At 58.8% G+C, this 17581-nt stretch carries 5 protein-coding genes and 3 pseudogenes; 2 read left to right on the forward strand and 6 right to left on the reverse strand.

Features of this window, described 5'->3' with window-relative positions:
- Both GV819_RS25485 and GV819_RS25490 read right to left on the reverse strand, forming a co-directional pair.
- The coding region (locus GV819_RS25485) for a condensation domain-containing protein (RefSeq protein WP_161758814.1) at positions 1-1490 on the reverse strand (1490 nt) is incomplete at its 3' end.
- A gap of 245 nt (positions 1491-1735) precedes the next feature.
- Positions 1736-1945: an MbtH family protein gene (locus GV819_RS25490; RefSeq protein WP_161758815.1), complete on the reverse strand. Its 210-nt coding sequence runs from the start codon at positions 1943-1945 to the stop codon at positions 1736-1738.
- Positions 1946-2479: 534 nt separating this feature from the next.
- On the opposite strand from GV819_RS25490, the pseudogene GV819_RS25495 reads away from it, so the two are divergent.
- Positions 2480-2648 (forward strand): annotated as a pseudogene (locus tag GV819_RS25495) (IS5/IS1182 family transposase); the annotation flags it as partial.
- A 170-nt stretch (positions 2649-2818) separates the two neighbouring features.
- Positions 2819-3050: pseudogene (locus GV819_RS33315) on the forward strand (site-specific integrase); the annotation flags it as partial.
- Positions 3051-3175: 125 nt separating this feature from the next.
- Here GV819_RS33315 and GV819_RS25500 read toward each other — a convergent pair.
- From GV819_RS25500 to GV819_RS25510, 4 genes and pseudogenes are all read right to left on the reverse strand, one after another.
- Complete coding sequence (locus tag GV819_RS25500; RefSeq protein WP_161758816.1) at positions 3176-3448, reverse strand: hypothetical protein; 273 nt, start codon at positions 3446-3448, stop codon at positions 3176-3178.
- Between the two features lie 298 nt (positions 3449-3746).
- On the reverse strand, positions 3747-4634 hold the full coding sequence (locus tag GV819_RS33855; protein WP_434738442.1) for an alpha/beta fold hydrolase: 888 nt from the start codon (positions 4632-4634) through the stop codon (positions 3747-3749).
- Between the two features lie 21 nt (positions 4635-4655).
- A pseudogene (locus GV819_RS25505) lies at positions 4656-11195 on the reverse strand (amino acid adenylation domain-containing protein); the annotation flags it as partial.
- A complete protein-coding gene (locus GV819_RS25510; protein WP_256667595.1) occupies positions 11192-17578 on the reverse strand; it encodes a non-ribosomal peptide synthetase in 6387 nt (2128 codons plus the stop codon). The gene GV819_RS25510 and the pseudogene GV819_RS25505, both read right to left, overlap by 4 nt.
- Positions 17579-17581 lie beyond the last annotated feature (3 nt).

Consider the following 17581-nt stretch of genomic DNA (forward strand, 5'->3'; position numbering starts at 1 on the left):
CCCCTTGATACCCCCAGCTCGAGAAGCAGACAGGCGAGTCTGTTGACCCGCTCATTGAGCTGCCTATACGTAACCTGCTCATCGCCATAGCCGAGAGCCAGTGCTTCAGGGGACCTCTCCACCTGGGCCTCAAACAACTCCGGCAGCATAAGGCAGGGCAACTCACAGTCGGTCTGGTTGAGCTCGACCAAGGTGCTTTGCACTTCTTGCGGGGAAAGCAGATTGAACAACCCCACAGGCGACTGTGGGTTGCTCAAGACTCTGCTAAAAAAATCCTGCAAACCTTCGGTATAACTTTCTAGTTGCGGCTCGTCATACAAAAGAGTGTTCGCATCCATACCCAGGATAATGTTTTCAGTCGCATCATCACAAAAGAAAAATATATTCAGGTCTTTAGCCGGACCATTGGCGATATTATTCGGCGAGGCCACAGCCTCCCCAAAAAAAGGGGTTTTGCCAAAACGCTCTATATTTACAGTTGTCTTGAAAAGCTCCTGCTGAGCCGCCAACAAATTCAAGTCACGCAGTACATCTTCATAACGATACTGCTGATGCAGCAAAGTGCCCTTGATCTCGGCTCTGACCTTGCTCAGTACGTCCTGCAAGCTGTGCTTTGGCAAGAGAGTCAAGCGTATAGGTAGAATGTTTGACATCAGCCCTGGAATATTCCTCTGGGCTCTTCCCACACGCCCAGTAACAGGCAATCCTATAACCAGCTCCTGCTGGCCGGTCATCTTGTATAGGTACATACAAGTCAGGGCTACGAGCAACTGGGAAAAGCTGCAGCCCAACTTCTCCGGCGACTTATGCAGCAGCGCTACCATGGCTGAAGAAAAAGCTTTTCTGTGACGACAGGTTTTGCTTAGCGGAGCGTCTTTACGCGCCAGACTCAAGGGTTCGGGAACATCCTGAAAACGCGAAGACCAATAGTCTCTATCGCGCTCAAATTTTAAAGATTGACGGTAGGCCGCATCAGCAAGAACAAGCTCTTTAAAATCACCAAAATAAGCTGCTGGTGACTCCTGATTGGATAGTAGAGCAGTATAGACTTCTGCCAGCCTATGAATGATCAGATGGCTACCGAGCCCATCCTGAACAATGTGATGATAGCGCTGATAAAAAATGAACTCACTCGGCGACAATCGAATAAGAACAAACCTGAACAGCGGGAAGGTAAACAAGTCACAGGCCTGCTCAGTGTCGCCGAACATATACCTCTGGGCTGTAGCCAAGGGCTCAGGAATGCTGCTGAAATCAACGAACTCCAGCTCGAAAGCTTCACCTGGCTCGAGCGTTTGCCGGACCTCGTGACCGTCTTGATAAAGGCGAATGTGCAACGCTGATGCCTCGGCGACCACTTGGCAAGCCGCCTGACTAAAGCAGGAAACGTCCACCCCGCCTTTGATCAACCAATAATCGCTACCGTTGTAGACCTGCGGAAAACCACTTAACTCATGACCTAAAAACACGCCCATCTGAGAAGCAGTCAACGCAAAGTCTCGACCACTCGCAACACCCCTAACGTTACTCATCCCTGAACCACCTAAGAGTTTTAAGGCTAAAGTAAATCACTGACAGCAAGAACCACCACAACAAAAAACCTTCATGTGGGTAATGCCGCAGATATAGATCCGATAGAAATCAAGCAACAATACAAATCATTGCTGAAGGTTATTGCCAGATCTAAAGGCCGGTAAATCCAATCCTTCACGGCCTTATAATCTTTGCAAAATCATCACCTACCCATTGATTCAATCAAGCTTGCCGGACGCATATCTTTCCAGTTGTCATTTATATAATCGAGACAGGCTTGACGAGTATTCGGGCCAAGAATCTGGCGCCAACCTTTTGGGCATTCGATGAATTCTGGCCACAAAGAGTGCTGATTTTCTTCATTTACCAGCACAACAAAGCTCAACTCATTATTTTCAAAGGGATTAGTCATTGCACTCTCATCATTACAGTTAAACAACAATTAACTTACATTCCATGTCTGCCTCGAAGGAGACATCAAGGATGCCGTGCTAGAAAACTCCCAATCGATGCAGATCAACCCTCTAAAGAAGGCAACACGCCATCATTAGATGATGTGATGGCGTTCTGGACACAGATAACCATACGGCCATTCGCAATCAAGAAATCCGACACCTCCGCTCTTCACCGACACCGAATTTTCATGCCGGCTACAACATGCGATAGATCCACAAGATGCAGTATTTTGTTTTATCAACTCAACACATAGAGTGGCCTTTAGGAAATTTCCTAATCAACAATCGTTCTTTTCCTACAGCTAACCGTATATATTTGATGAGAAATTGGGCGCCATTCCTACACTAAATATAATGAATAGATGGGCGCCTATATTTATAACCAATAGAAACTATAAACATGTAGACCTCTAGAGGACTCTGAAAAATACGTCCTGAGTTACCTCCTCCCCCACCCAGAGCACCAGTCGGCGAGCGTTCTGAAGAAGCCGATGACCTTCTACTCACGCCGAGCTCGCCGGCAAACGCAAAGAGTTGTTTCTAATCGAAAGAAAGGCTGTGCCGTGGAAAGGGCTGATCGCCTTGATCAGACCGCACGACCCGAATGATGAAGGAGATCGTCCGGTTTATCCGTTGATGGCGATGTTGCGAGTACATCTATGAAGCCAGCTACCAATGTAGCCAGCAATTGGTCTGTGGGGCTGCGATCTGAAACCGCGACAGTCAAAAACGCCCATAATTCGCAAGCCCGGACGATTGAACTTGGGCCGGCCAGAAGCGGACGCGCGCTCGGGCATCCTGAGGACAGCTGCCGCGCCGCTGACAGCTACTTGGTAGCGCGGAGTTTCTTGAAGTCGTACGCCGGCAGCCAGTCAACCTTCAACTCCTTTAGAACGCACGTCGAACGCTTGCTGCTCTGGGCACTGATTATGGCTCGCAAGCCGCTCTTGGATTTGCGGCGCTCCGATGCCGAGCTATTCATGGAGTTCTGTCTTCCCGGACTGGATCGGCCCCATAGTCAAGTCTCGGTTCAAACGCATCGGTGGGCGCTTTTCCACCAGCACCTGATGGTCGGAGCGGCGCACCCCGCACAACGCGGTCGGTGCCGTGTTGATCAGTGCTGTGCGTCACTCGTCGATATCTTGATGCGCAGCCCTTGAGCGACGAAGCTCAAACCGTCGGGTATCTCACGAGCATCGCCCTGCTCCCTGAACAGCACTTGTCCGCGGGGTAATACCACCGTCACATCCCTGAACAACGGTATATCCACCGCCCCCCGGCAGATCGATTTTTTCAATATTGATCACGGTAGCAAACATGACCTTGTGCCCGGCATCGTCAGCATCAAGCAAGGAGCAAGGCAGATCGATGTTCATCGAGGCTACTATCTGTCGCGCGCCGTCGGCCAGTGATGGCGTGCTGGTCCAGTACACCTGTCTCGGCTTCTGTTCGAGCATCATTGCCTGCATCGCGCATAAACCTGCGAATAAGTGTCCAGGCTGGGTATCCCGGTGTCCCCGCGTCGCGAGCCGATAGACGGCACTGCCAGTGTCGCGCCCAACTGCGGAGAAATTATGAAAAGTTGCGGTGACGGGAAAACCGACGTCGACCAGAACAGGCTGTAGAAATTAGCCAGTTGCCGCCCCAGCGACAACATCGACTGATCAGCTGCACTGGTGACTGCTCTTGTGTTCAAGATCATTCTTCCTGATCTTTTTGCGCTGGAACGACACGGATGGCATTGTCCCTGGTGGGTTTCTATTGCAGATTGCGCAGCACCTCTGTGAGTCTGCGTACAAACGGATGGCGCATAATGCCAATGTGGTCTCCTGGTAGGCGGGTCACCGCTATATCGCCCGCAACAGCCTTACGCCATCCATTAATGAGTTCGTCTCTATCAATGCCGTCTTTGTCGTTGGTGGCAACAATGAGGCTCATTGGACCTGGATAAAGCGCCGTAAGATGGTAATCGGCAAGTGAATGGGCTATGAATGCGCGCACGCGGATTGCGAACTCGGAGAGTTCCAACTCTTCTGGCACGGCGCCAGCAGCAACCAGGCGAGCGTACAGAAGTTCGACTTGCCGCAAGTCGCCAAGCCGGTGGAATTCGCTTTCTTCGAGCGCCAGATCAACCCCTGTAAGTTGTGCAAAACTCTTGCCGATCTCTACGGCCCAGCGGCTGTTTGGCCAGCTCCGCTTCATTGTTTGCTGCTCCGTTTGGCCCGGCGGCATGCTGTCGACCACTGCGAGCAGCGTGACCTGCTCATCTTGGCTAGCTAGTCGTCGCGCGATCTCGAAGGCAATCAGGCCACCGAAAGAGTGGCCGCCCAGCCGGTATGGGCCGTGAGGCTGGACACGGCGGATATCGGCGATCAGTTCGGTGGCAATCGCTTCAACGCGTGTCGTATCGTCAGTTACTTCGTCAGCTCCCGTAAGATGCATCCCCCAGACCCTAAACGTGCCGGCCAACTCGCCGGCAAGGGCCTGCAGATACGGCACATGCCCGCCGGCGCCAGGTGCGAAGAACAGCGGCGGCGCGTCGGATGGCGTAGACAGTGCAAGCAGGGCCCCCACTTGAGTAACGTCCTCATCGTTGGCGTTGGTATTGATGAGCCGTGCCTGTTCGCCGATCGTCATCACCATCATAAGGCGCGCGGCCACGCCCTGATCAAGCCCAAATACCTGACCCACACGCGAACAGACCCTCAGCATCAGCAGGGAATGGCCGCCGAGTTCGAAGAAGTTGTCGTAGCGGCCGACGCGCGCCAGCCCCAGCAGGTCTTGCCAGATCTGCGCAATCGCCGTCTCGATTTCACCTTGCGGCGCTTCGTACTCACGGCTGACCACGGATGACTGGTCCGGCACCGGCAGCGCCTGGCGATCCAGTTTACCGTTGGTGGTCAGCGGGAAGGAGGTCAGTGTGACGAAGGCGCTGGGGACCATGTACTCCGCCAGCGAAACCAAGAGTTCGTCGCGCAGTTCTGCGGCCGACAATTGCTGGCCTTCTTTGGCAATCACATAGGCCACCAAGCGTTTGTCGCCCGTGTCCTGGCGCGCAAGCACCATGGCCTCACGCACTCCCTTGCATGCGGCCAGCTTGGCTTGGATTTCCCCCAGTTCGATGCGGAAACCGCGAATCTTCACCTGGTCGTCATTGCGGCCCAAGTATTCGATGTTGCCGTCTGGTAGCCAACGACCGAGGTCGCCGGTGCGATAGAGCAGCGCATCGTTAGTGAACGGGTCGACGACAAACTTCTCGGCGGTCAGCTCCGGGCGGTTCAAATACCCTTTGGCCACGCCGTCGCCGCCAATGTACAACTCACCCGCCACGCCCAGCGGTACTGGCCGCTGATAGGCATCGAGTACATAGACTTTTGTGTTGCCAATCGGACGACCGATCGGAATGCTGCCCTCACCGACCGTTTTGATCTCAAAAGTCGTTGTGAAAGTCGTGGCTTCCGTCGGACCGTAGCCGTTGAGCAGGTGCTGCGGCGTGCCCTCTTTCAATACCTGGCGAATCACTGCCGGGTCAAGCACATCTCCGCCGACGATCAGGTAACGCAACTGGCCGAACACGCTCATCAAACCAACGGCGTATTGATGGAACAGCCCTGCCGTCATCCACAGCACACTGACCGATTGCTCAACCAGCAGTGTTTTAAAGCGTTCTTGCGACAGCAGCACGTCCTGTTCAACCACAACCAGACAACCGCCATTGAGCAACGGCGCCCAAACTTCGAGGGTGCTGGCGTCGAAGGCCGGGTTGGAGGCGAACGCCACGCGGTCCTGCGGGTTGAACGAGGCGTAACCGTTGTTGATCACCAATCGACTAATCGCCCGGTGCGGAACCAACACGCCTTTCGGCGTGCCGGTCGAACCTGAGGTGTACATCAGGTAGGCGACCGACTCGGCGGACTGTATCAGTTCCAAATCGTGAACCCATTCGCCTGACACCACGCTGTCCAGATCCACACGTCGGGCACCATCAGGCACAGTCGCCGAACTCAGCGCCAGCACCACCTGTGCCCCACTGTCCTGCACCATAAAGTGCTGGCGCTCAGTAGGCGCGCTGACATCCAGCGGTACATAAACCGCCGCGCATTTGAGAATCGCCAACTGACCAATCATCAACTCAAGCGAGCGTTCCAACAGAATCGCTACACGGTCGCCCGGTTGAACTCCAAGGCCAATCAAGTGATGAGCCAAGCCATTGGCCTGGGCGTTGAGTCGGCTGTAAGTCAGGGTTCGCGAACCATGTACCGCCGCCGTAGCCTCCGGACAAGCCCGAACTTGCGCCTCGAACAGCTCATGAACGGTTTTGTCCTGCGGATAACTGCGGGTCGTCGCATTGAAATCCACCAGCACTTGCCGACGTTCAGCGGACGGCACAACCGACAAATAATTCAGCGATGTCTGCGGTGCCCGTTCCAGCGCTTCCACCAAACCTTCCAACGCCACCTGCATGTAAGCGCAAACACGTTGCGCGCGAATGCCCGGTGTTGCCAACACGGTCAGGTTGAACCCATCGTTTTCGTCGTCCACCGACAAGGTCAACGGGTAATTGGTGCGTTCTTCGCTGGTCAACACCTCAAGTCCGTGCCAGGCGTCTTGCGCCTCTTTGGACTGCGAGGGCGTTGAACTGTGGCGATAATTGAGCAAGGCGCCGAACAACGGTAACGGCGCGGCCACACTGCTGCAACGTTGGGCCAGGGCCAGCGAGGCGTGTTCGTGACCCAGCAGTGCAGTCAGTCGCCCATGGGTGGTTCTTACAGCGGCGCGCATGTCCTGGTCGCCCACCTTTATGCGAAAGGGCAATGTGTTGATGAACATCCCCAGCGCACGCTCGGCCCCTTCGCCGCCCCGCATCCGGCCCATCAGCACGGTGCCGAACACCACGTCTTCGCGTCCCGACACGCAACTGATCACCTGTGCCCAAGCCAGATGGACCAGGCTCGCAGCGCTCACCCCCAACTGACGCGCCTGCGAACGCAAGCGTCGACCTAGGTCGGGCGCCACTGCTTGTTTTTCTTCCTCGATGCCGTCTCCGTCATGCCGAACGTCCTGCACGCCGAACGGCAGCGTTGGCTCGTCGATGTCAGCGAGCATTTCGCCGAAGAACGCTTCATGGGCCTTGCGACTGACGCCCAGTCTCGCCTGGGCCACGTAGTTCCGGTACGGCATCGCATCGCCCAACGTGCTTGCCTGACCGAGCAAGTATGCCTGCATTTCCTGCTGTACCCACTCCAACGCCAGGTGATCGAGCGCCATGTGATGGAACAGCAGCATCGCCGCCCAGCGCTGATTGGGCTCGTCATAGGCAAACGCCAGCCGCATCAGCGGCGCCTCAGTCACATTCAGGCGATAGTGCCGGGCGTCGAAACGGTCGTGCAATTGTGCGGCGACATCCCCGGCTTGCGGGGCCAGCACCAACTCCTCCAAACCCAGCCTGGCCTGACGCCAGACCACCTGCACCGGTTCGTCCAACCCTTCCCAGACCACGCTGGTGCGCAGGATATCGTGGCGATCGATGACGCTTTGCAACGCCTGGAAAAAATCGTCCAGTCGCGTACGGTTCGAGGCCACGAACATGGCTTGCAGCACATAGGGATCGCCCTGTTCTGCGGCAATATGGTGATAAAGAATGCCTTCCTGCAGTGGCGCCAGCGGGTAGATGTCCTGCACATTGCGCGCCCCACCCGGCACCGTCACCACGATGCGATCGATGGTCGGCTGATCCAATTTGACCAGCGTTAGCATGCCTGGGGTGATGTATTCACAATCGGCCAGGATCAGGTTTGCCGGGACACTCACTTCATGGCCGCCACCCACCGCAGCCGCCAATGCGGCCAGGGTCGGCTGGCCGAACAAGACGCGCACATCGGCACTCAGCCCGGCCTGGCGCATCTGCCCGATCAGGCTCACGGCCAACAGCGAATGTCCGCCGAGTTCGAAAAAGTGGTCATGCCGGCCGACACGCTCGACTTTGAGCAGGTCTTGCCAGATCTGCGCCAGCGTCGTCTCGACTTCGCCTTGCGGGGCTTCGTAACCACAGGTGATGACCGACGCCAGCCCCGGCTCGGGCAACGCCTTGCGGTCCAGCTTGCCGTTGGTGGTTAACGGCAGACTATCCAGGCGCACATAGGCGACCGGCACCATGTACTCCGGCAATTGCTGCTGCATATAGCCGCGCAGGGTCTCGATCTCCAGCGGCTGGTGTTCGGTGAACCAGGCCACCAGGCGACCGTCGCGGGCCAGCACCACGGCGTCCCTGACCTGCACGTGCTCGCCCAGGCGGGTTTCTATTTCGCCCAGCTCGATGCGCACACCATAGATTTTCACCTGGTCGTCGTTACGGCCCAGGTAATCCAGGGTACCGTCCGCCAGCCAGCGCGCCAGGTCACCGGTGCGGTACATACGCGCCTGCGGGGCGCTGCTGAACGGGTCCTTGAGGAAACGTTCGGCAGTCATTTCCGGGCGGTTCAGGTAACCCCGCGCTACCCCGGCGCCGCCCACGTACAACTCGCCGACCACGCCCAAAGGCACCGGTTGCTGACGCTCATCCAACAGGTACACCTGGGTATTGGTTACCGGTTTGCCAATGTGCAGGACCTGACCAGCCTCAATCCGGCCAGAGGTGGCCACCACGGTTGCTTCGGTCGGGCCATAGTTATTGACCAGGTTGAAACGCTGCGGCTTGTTGAATTGACGCAGGCGGTCACCGCCGATCAGCAGGGTTTTCAGGGTCGGGTGTTCAAGGTTCTGGCTAAACGCATATTCCGCCACTGGCGTCGGCAGGAAGCTGACATCCAGCGGCTGGGCCAGCCACCACTTGAGCAGCGCATCGATGTCTTCGTTGCCGTCGTGGGCCGGTGCCAGGTGCAGGGTCGCGCCCACGCACAGCGTCGGCCAGACTTCCCAGGCCATCGCGTCGAAACCGAAACCGGCGATGCTGGACGTGTGACTGCCCTGCCCCAGTTCGAAGGCATCGCAATGCCAGTTCACCAGGTTGTCGAGGGCCTGGTGTTCCACCATCACCCCTTTGGGCAAGCCGGTGGAGCCGGAGGTGTAGATCACGTAAGCGAGATGTGCCGGGGTCAACGCCGTAATATGCGGATTGCCCTTCGACGGGCCTTGCCACAGGCGACTGTCCAGCTCCAGCACCGGTACCTTCAGGGTCGGCAGGCGCTGCGCCACCGCAGGTTGAATCAACACGGCCACCGGCGCGCTGTCGCCGAGCAAGTAACTCAAACGTTCGGCTGGATGAGACGGATCAATCGGCACGTAACAGGCACCGGCCTTGAGAATCGCCACCAGCCCCACCAGCATTTCCAGGCTACGTCGGGCACAGATTGCTACACGGTCGTCGGGCTGCACACCGAGTTCAATCAGTTGGTAAGCCAACTGATTGGACTGTCGGTTCAACTCGGTATAGGTCAGGCTTTGCCCCTGATAAACCGCCGCCAGCGCGTGGGGGTGCTGGGCGACCTGCAATTCGAAGCGCTGGTGAATGGTCAATCCGTACGAGTAGTCGATACGCGTGTCGTTAAAGTCGTTCAACAACTGCCAACGTTCATTGGCGGGCAGAATTGACAGACTGTTCATAGGGGTCTGTGGCGCCTGCTCCAGTGCCTCGACCAACTGCTCGACGACAATGTTCACGTAATCGCAGATCCGCTGCGCGCCCACCGAGGCGACGACCAGTGCGCTCAAGCTGAAGTCTTCGCCCAGATCGTTGACGCTCAAGGTCATCGGGTAGTTGGAGCGTTCCTTGGCGTGCAACAGGTGCATCCCTTGCCATGCCCGCTCAGTCTCTTCACTGATGGCAGAGGCAGCAGCCGAAGTATGCCGGTAGTTGAACAGTGCACTGAACAACGGCATCGATTGCGGCACGCCGCTGCAGCGCTGTACCAGGGCCAGCGATGCCAGCTCGTGAGCCAGCAAGGCAGACAACCGGGCATGGGTAGCCTTGACCGCCGCCCGCACGTCCTGATCATTGATGTCGACCCGCAGTGGCAAGGTGTTGATGAACATGCCTAGTGCACGGTCTGCACCTTCCCCGCCCTGCATACGGCCGATCATGACAGTGCCGAACACCACACGCCCGGTGTTTGAGACAGCCCCCAGCACCTGGGCCCAGGCCAGATGGAACACGCTGGCCGGGCTGACCCCGAGTTGCCGTGTCAGTGCCCGCAAGCGCTGACTCAGCCCCGAATCCAGGGTCAAGTCGACCTCATCAATGTCGTACCCGTCATCGCGCACGTCCTGTATACCGAAAGGCAGCGTCGGCTCGTCGATATCCCCCAGCATTTCGCGGAAGAACACCTCGTGTTCCTGATCACGGCTGCTATGACGGGTTTGCACCACATAGTTGCGATAAGGCACGGAAGCACTCAGGTGATCAGCCTGGTCCAACAGAAACGCCTCCATTTCATGCTGCACCACGTCCATCGCCATGTGATCCATGATCGTGTGGTGGAACAGCAGCATTGCGACGATGCGCTGGCCGGCTTCATCTTCGGCATACACCAATTGCATCAGGGGTGCCTGGGTCACGTTCAGACGGTGCTGGCGTGGGTCAACGTGGGCAGCCAACTGCGCGAGGACATCGCCTGCGCCCGGGTCGGGTTGCAGCGCCCGGACGATCATCCGGGCCTTGCGCCAGACCACTTGGATCGGCTGCTCCAGCCCCTCCCATACGAACCCTGTACGCAGAACATCGTGACGGTCGATCACCTGTTGCAAGGCCTGGGCAAACTGCTGCATGCGCTCAAGGTCGTCGAAGGCAAACTGTACCTGCTGAATGTAGAGGTCGCCCTGTTCGGCGCTGATGTGGTGGTAAAGAATGCCTTCCTGCAGCGGCGCCAGCGGGTAGATGTCCTGCACGTTAGCCGCGCCGCCGGTCACCGTGGCCACGATACGGTCAATCGTCGGTTGATCAAGGCTCAACAGCGGCAACATGGGCGGCGTGATCTGCGTACTTCCAGCGGGGATGCCGTTGGGCGGAACCTCGATCTCGCCAGCCCTGCTCGCGCGATAGTCGCCGGCTTGGATCAGCTCGATCAGCGCAGCCTTGTGCTCACGCAGCAAGGCCATGATCGACGGTTCGCTGAGTGACTGTTTGCGGCCACTCGCGACGAGTCGATCGTCCTTGACCGACAGTTGCACATCCTTTTCTTTCAGTATCGCCAATAGCTCAATCACGCTCACAGCTCAATCTCCATTCTTTCTGTGGCTGCTGCATATCCCGAGAGCGTGGGCTGCTCGAATAGGGTTCTGACATCGGCTTCCAGACCGGCCTGGCGCAATCGCTCCATCAGGCTGACAGCCAGCAACGAGTGCCCGCCCAGCTCGAAAAAGTGATCGTGGCGACCGACGCGGTCGACGTTAAGCACTTCGGCCCAGAGCCGGGCCAGGGTCATTTCCACATCACCGACGGGGGCTTCATAGTCGCGGGTAATCAGCGAATCGAGGCCTGGTGCCGGCAGTGCCTTGCGGTCGAGTTTGCCGTTGGGGGTCAGCGGCAGCGCGTCGAGGTGCACGTAGGCGGCCGGGATCATGTAATCCGGGAGTTGGGTTTGCAGGTGACGGCGTAGTTCGTCGATGTCGAGTGTTTGTGGCGCGGTGTAATAGGCAACCAGGCGTTTTTCGCCGAGTATGTCTTCGCGCGCGAGGACGGCGGTTTCGTTGATGTCCTGATGCTGCGCAAGTTTGGCTTCGATTTCGCCCAGTTCGATGCGGAAACCACGGATTTTGACCTGGTCGTCGTTGCGGCCCAGGTATTCGATGTTGCCGTCTGGGAGGTAGCGGCCCAGGTCGCCGGTTTTGTACATCCGGGAGTTCTGAACGCTACTGAATGGATCATTAAGGAAGCGTTCGGCGGTCAGGTCGTCGCGGTTCAGGTAACCCCGCGCCACGCCGGCACCGCCGATGTAGATTTCTCCTGCAACGCCCAGCGGTACGGGTTGTCCGTGGTCGTCCAGCAAGTAGAACTGGGTGTTCGCAACGGGTTTGCCGATGTGTGCCGCAAAACCGTCTTCGCGATCCATCGACACCCAGCTTGAGTAGGTGGTGGTTTCTGAAGGGCCGTAGAGGTTGCACAGGCGTTTGACGTTGGTTTGTTCGAAGAGGTTTTCTACCAGACTGCGTTTGAGGGTTTCCCCGGCGACGTTCACCGTGTGCACACCTTTGCTCAGTCCGCCGGACTCCAGCAAAGCCTTGAGTGCCGAGGGCACGGTGTTGATCAAAGTAACGTCGTGCTCGCCCTGTTGCAGTTCCAGCACATTAGTCACGACGTCGATGCTGCCGCCGGAAGTCAATGGCGCAAAACACTCATAGACCGCCAAATCGAAGTTCAACGAAGTGGAGAACAGGGTTTTGGCCAAGGTCTCACTGTCAAACGATCGATGCGCCCAGGTCAGGAAGTTCACGGTGTTGCGGTGTTCGATCATAACGCCCTTGGGCTGCCCGGTGGAGCCCGAGGTGTAGATCACATACGCCAGGTGGCGCGACGTTAGTCCAAGTGCTCGGGCATCGGGGTTGCTGTCCGCCAGCTGATCGACAGTCGGGTTTTGAACGTCAAGCAGCACCGTGGGAAGTGTGTGGGCCGACTCATCGACCAGTGAGCGCTGGGTTAAGAGCACCACCGGTGTCGCATCGGCCAGCATATATGCCCGCCGTTCGGCCGGGTAGGCCGGATCCAGCGGCACATAGGCCCCGCCGGCCTTGAGGATGGCGAGCAGGCCCACGACCATTTCCGGGCTGCGCTCGACGCACAGGGCAACCCGGTCATCGGGGCGCACCCCCAGTGCGATCAGGTGATGGGCCAGCTGGTTGGCGCGGCGATTGAGTTCACCATAGCTCAGGGTCTGCTGCTCAAACACCAGCGCGGTCGCAGCGGGGCTGCGCTGCGCCTGGGCCTCGAACAGTTGGTGGATCAGCGCGTCCTGCGGGAAGTCTCTCTGGGTAGCGTTGAAGCCGTACAGCAGTTGCTGATGCTCTTCTGGTGATAGAACTGGAAGACTCAGGACAAGCCGTTCTGGTTCGTCGGCCAATGCTGCGACCAGCCCAGTCATAGCGGTGGCCAGGTAGGCAACTATTCGCGCCGGATCGGCGCCCGCCGCCGTCTGAGCCGTCAGGTTGAAACCGTCCCCCAGATCGTCCACCGAGACGGTAAACGGGTAGTTGGTACGCTCTTCCCCGCTCAGCAGGCGGATGCCTTCCCAGCCCAAATCCGCGCCGCCGGAGACACTATGACGGTAGTTGAGCAAGGCGCTGAACAACGGCAGTGCCGGGGCCACGCCACTGCAGCGCTGGGCCAGCACCAGGGGGGCCTGTTCGTGTTCGAGCAACACCATCAGCTCGCGGAAAGTGGCCAGCACAACATCCTGTACGCCCCTGCCGGCAAGGACAATGCGCAGCGGCAGGGTGTTAATGAACAATCCCATCGCCCGCTCGGCACCGGCATAACCCTGCAGGCGGCCCAGCAATACCGTACCAAAGACCACGTCGTCACGGCCGCTGGTCCGAGCCAGCACCTGCGCCCAGGCGACATGGAACAGCGCGCTCGGGCTGACCCCGAGCCGGCGCGCCTGGCTGCGAAGCGCCTGCGCCAGACCGGCGGACAGAGGAAGCTGGGCTTCGGTCACCTCCTGCCCGTTCCCCTGGATCTCGAGCATGCCAAAAGGGGCGGTCGGCACGTCAACATCGGCCAGCCGCTCGCGGAAGTAAGCCTCGTGCACCTCGTTCGGCACGCTCCGTGTCTGGGCGATGAAGTTGCGGTAGGGCAATGCGGCCGGCAACGCTTCACCGCGTCCCTGCAGGATCTCGGTCACTTCGCTCACGATCTGCTCCAGCGCCAGGTGGTCGCCCACCAGGTGGTGGAAGCTCAGCGCCAGCAGCCATTCGTCCTGCATCGGATCGTGGGCGATGTCCAAGGCGAACAGCGGCGCGCGGCTCAGCTCGAGACGCCGCCGACGCGGGTCGGTGTGCGCCACCAGCTGCGCAGGCACATCGCCGGGCTGTGCAGGGCAAAAAGTCTCGACGTGCAGGTGCACCTGCCGCCAGACCACCTGCACCGGTTGCGCCAAGCCCTGCCAGCAGGCGGCGGTGCGCAGGATGTCGTGGCGGTTGATGACCTGTTGCAGGGCGGAGAGGAAAGCATCAAGGCGCGCACGGCTGTCGAAGGCAATCAGGCTGCGCAGCAGATAGGCATCGCCGCTCTGCTGTAGCAGATGATGGAACAGAATGCCTTCCTGCAACGGCGCCAGCGGGTAGATGTCCTGCACATTAGCCGTGCCACCGGGGACTGCGCCGACGATAGCGTCGATCTCGTCCTGCGACAGGATCACCAGTGGCAGCATGTCCGGGGTGATGGCCATGCAGCCCTTGGGAATGCGGTTAGCGGGGACGATAAAAGCGGGGGCATTGTCCTGGCCGGCGCTGATGGCCTGGGCCATATCCGCCAGGGTCGGTGTGGAAAACATCGTGCGGACCGCCATCGTCCAGCCGAGCTCGCGCAGCCGTTCGATCAGGCTGACGCCGAGCAGGGAATGGCCGCCGAGTTCGAAGAAGTTGTCGTAACGGCCGACGCGCGCCAGCCCCAGCAGGTCTTGCCATATCTGCGCCAAGGCGGTCTCTGTCTCGCCCACCGGGGCTTCATAATGGCGGGTGACCAACGCCGCCAAATCCGGTGCCGGCAATGCCTGGCGGTCGAGCTTGCCGTTGGGGGTGAGCGGGAAAGCCTCCAGCGTCACGAAGGCACCGGGCAGCATGTACTCGGCCAGTTCTCGGGCAAGCTGCTGGCGCAGCTCGTTGGGAACCAGATCTACACCGGTCTGCGGCAACACATACGCCACCAGACGCTTGGCGCCCGGTACGTCCTCGCGGGGGATGACCACGGCTTCGCGTACGCCCTCGCGGCGCGCCAGTGCCGCTTCGATTTCCCCCAGTTCAATACGGAAGCCGCGAAGCTTGACCTGGAAGTCGTTGCGGCCGAGGTACTCGATGGTGCCGTCGGGCAGCCAGCGACCGAGATCACCGGTCTTGTACATGCGTGCGTACGGGTCAGTGACGAACGGATCGGGAATAAAGCGCTCGGCAGTCAGCTCCGGACGGTTGAGATAACCGCGGGCAACCCCGGCGCCGGCGATATGAAGCTCACCGGCCACTCCGAGCGGTGATGGTTGCCCGTGGCTATCCAGGATGTAAATGCGGGTGTTGGCAATCGGGTAGCCAATGGGGATGGAGCGTGTAACATCGAGCGGGGCAGTGATGGCATGCGTGGCTGCAAAGGTGGTGGTTTCTGTCGGGCCATAGCCATTAAGCAGGTGCTCAGGCTGGCTTTCAGCGACCAGCAACTGCCCGATCTTTCTTGCGTCGAGCACGTCCCCGCCCACCAGAAGGTAGCGCAGTTGCCCGAATACGGGGATGAGCTCATTGATGTATTCGTTGAACAGGCCGGCAGTCAACCAAAGGGCAGTCACCTGCCCGTGGATTAGCGCGTCACGGAAACGCTGGGGGTCAAGCAACATGGACTGGCTGACCAGATAAAGGCGGCCACCGTTGAGGAGTGCAGACCAGATTTCCCACGTTGAGGCGTCGAAGGCAATATTCGCACAATGCGCAACGCAGTCGTTTGGGCCGATGTCGGCATAGGTATTATTAATCACCAGGCGGTTGACATTGAGGTGCTCAACCATAACGCCCTTGGGCTGCCCGGTGGAGCCTGAGGTGTAGATCACATACGCCAGGTGGCGCGACGTTAGTCCAAGTGCTCGGGCATCGGGGTTGCTGTCCGCCAGCTGATCGACAGTCGGGTTTTGAACGTCAAGCAGCACCGTGGGAAGTGTGTGGGCCGACTCATCGACCAGTGAGCGCTGGGTTAAGAGCACCACCGGTGTCGCATCGGCCAGCATATATGCCCGCCGTTCGGCCGGGTAGGCCGGATCCAGCGGCACATAGGCCCCGCCGGCCTTGAGGATGGCGAGCAGGCCCACGACCATTTCCGGGCTGCGCTCGACGCACAGGGCAACCCGGTCATCGGGGCGCACCCCCAGTGCGATCAGGTGATGGGCCAGCTGGTTGGCGCGGCGATTGAGTTCACCATAGCTCAGGGTCTGCTGCTCAAACACCAGCGCGGTCGCAGCGGGGCTGCGCTGCGCCTGGGCCTCGAACAGTTGGTGGATCAGCGCGTCCTGCGGGAAGTCTCTCTGGGTAGCGTTGAAGCTGTACAGCAGTTGCTGACGCTCTGTGTTGGAAAGTACAGGTAGCATGCGCACGTCTGTTTCGGGCGAGGCCAGCGCCGCACTCAGTAAGGCCACATAGTGAACAGCAAGGCGGCGGATGGTGCTCGTGTCGAAAAGGTCAGTACTATATTGCCAGACTGCGAATGTCCCACGCTCGTCGTTCTCGATCGATAAATACAGGTCGAAACGCGCAAAAGGACTGTCCAGATCGAAGGGTTTCGCACGACCTCCCGCAATATGCACCGTCGGCAACTGAACGTTCTGGAATGCGAACACCGTTTGTGCCAACTGACTCAGCGGTGGGCCGCCGCGCGAACGCAGGTGTTCAGCAACAGACTCAATCGGTACGCCTTGATGCGCGAACGAACGCGCCGTTACTCCGCGCATGCGTTCGACGAAAGAGGTGAAATTGTCGTTGTCGCGCACATCAGCGATAAGCGGGACCAAATTGACGAAATAGCCGGCGATATCTTCGGCCGCCTGGAATGGTCGGTTGGCTACTGGCGTCAGTGTCAGCGTTCTTGCCTCTCCGGTGTAACGCTGCAGCAGTAACGCGAAGACGCTGAATAGCGTCGTGAATAATGTGGTGTTGCGCTCGCGGGCGAACGTGGACGCTGCAGTGATGCAATCAGCCGGAATGGCGATTCGCTCGGTACCGCCGTGTCTGCTGCGCGCCACAGGGCGCGTGTAGTCGCTACGAATCGCCGGCACTTCGTCGATGTCAGCCAGCATTTCCACCCAGGAGTCCAACTGCGAAGTGTAGTCAGACGTACTCATCCAGCGGCGCTGCCAAGCGGCGAAGTCACGGTAGTTGAGGTGGGGTAATGGAGTCTCCTCCGGGGCTGGCGCATTAAGATAGGCGTTGAGGTCTCGGATGAGCAAACCCATCGACCAGCGATCAAAGATGGCATGGTGGATAGTCAATACCAGTACAGCCGGCCGTTCGAACGTAGAGAACAAATCGACGCGCCACAACGGCTGCTGTGGTGCAAACGGTATCTTCGCAATGTCTGCGGCCAACGCACGCAGTGAATTGTCGTTGTCGACCGCCACCACCGCGAACTGGACTACGGGAGTTGGCAATATGGTTTGCTGAATAGGATCGCCGTCGACAAATAACGTGCGTAAAATGTCGTGCTTACGCGCGAGCATGGCAAACGCATCTTCAATTACTTGCGCGTTAACAGGACCGGCCAATTCGATCGCCGCCTGTTCGTTATACATCGCCGGATTGCCCAGGCGGGTGGCAAGCACCAGGCTTGTTTGGCCCGGAGAAAGGGCACATGTGTTCCCGCCCTCACCTGGTGAGGGCAGCGGCACCGCATGCGGTGTGTTGTCATCCAGCATCTG

The sequence above is a fragment of the Pseudomonas sp. Fl5BN2 genome (assembly GCF_009908205.1).
Taxonomy (GTDB): domain Bacteria; phylum Pseudomonadota; class Gammaproteobacteria; order Pseudomonadales; family Pseudomonadaceae; genus Aquipseudomonas.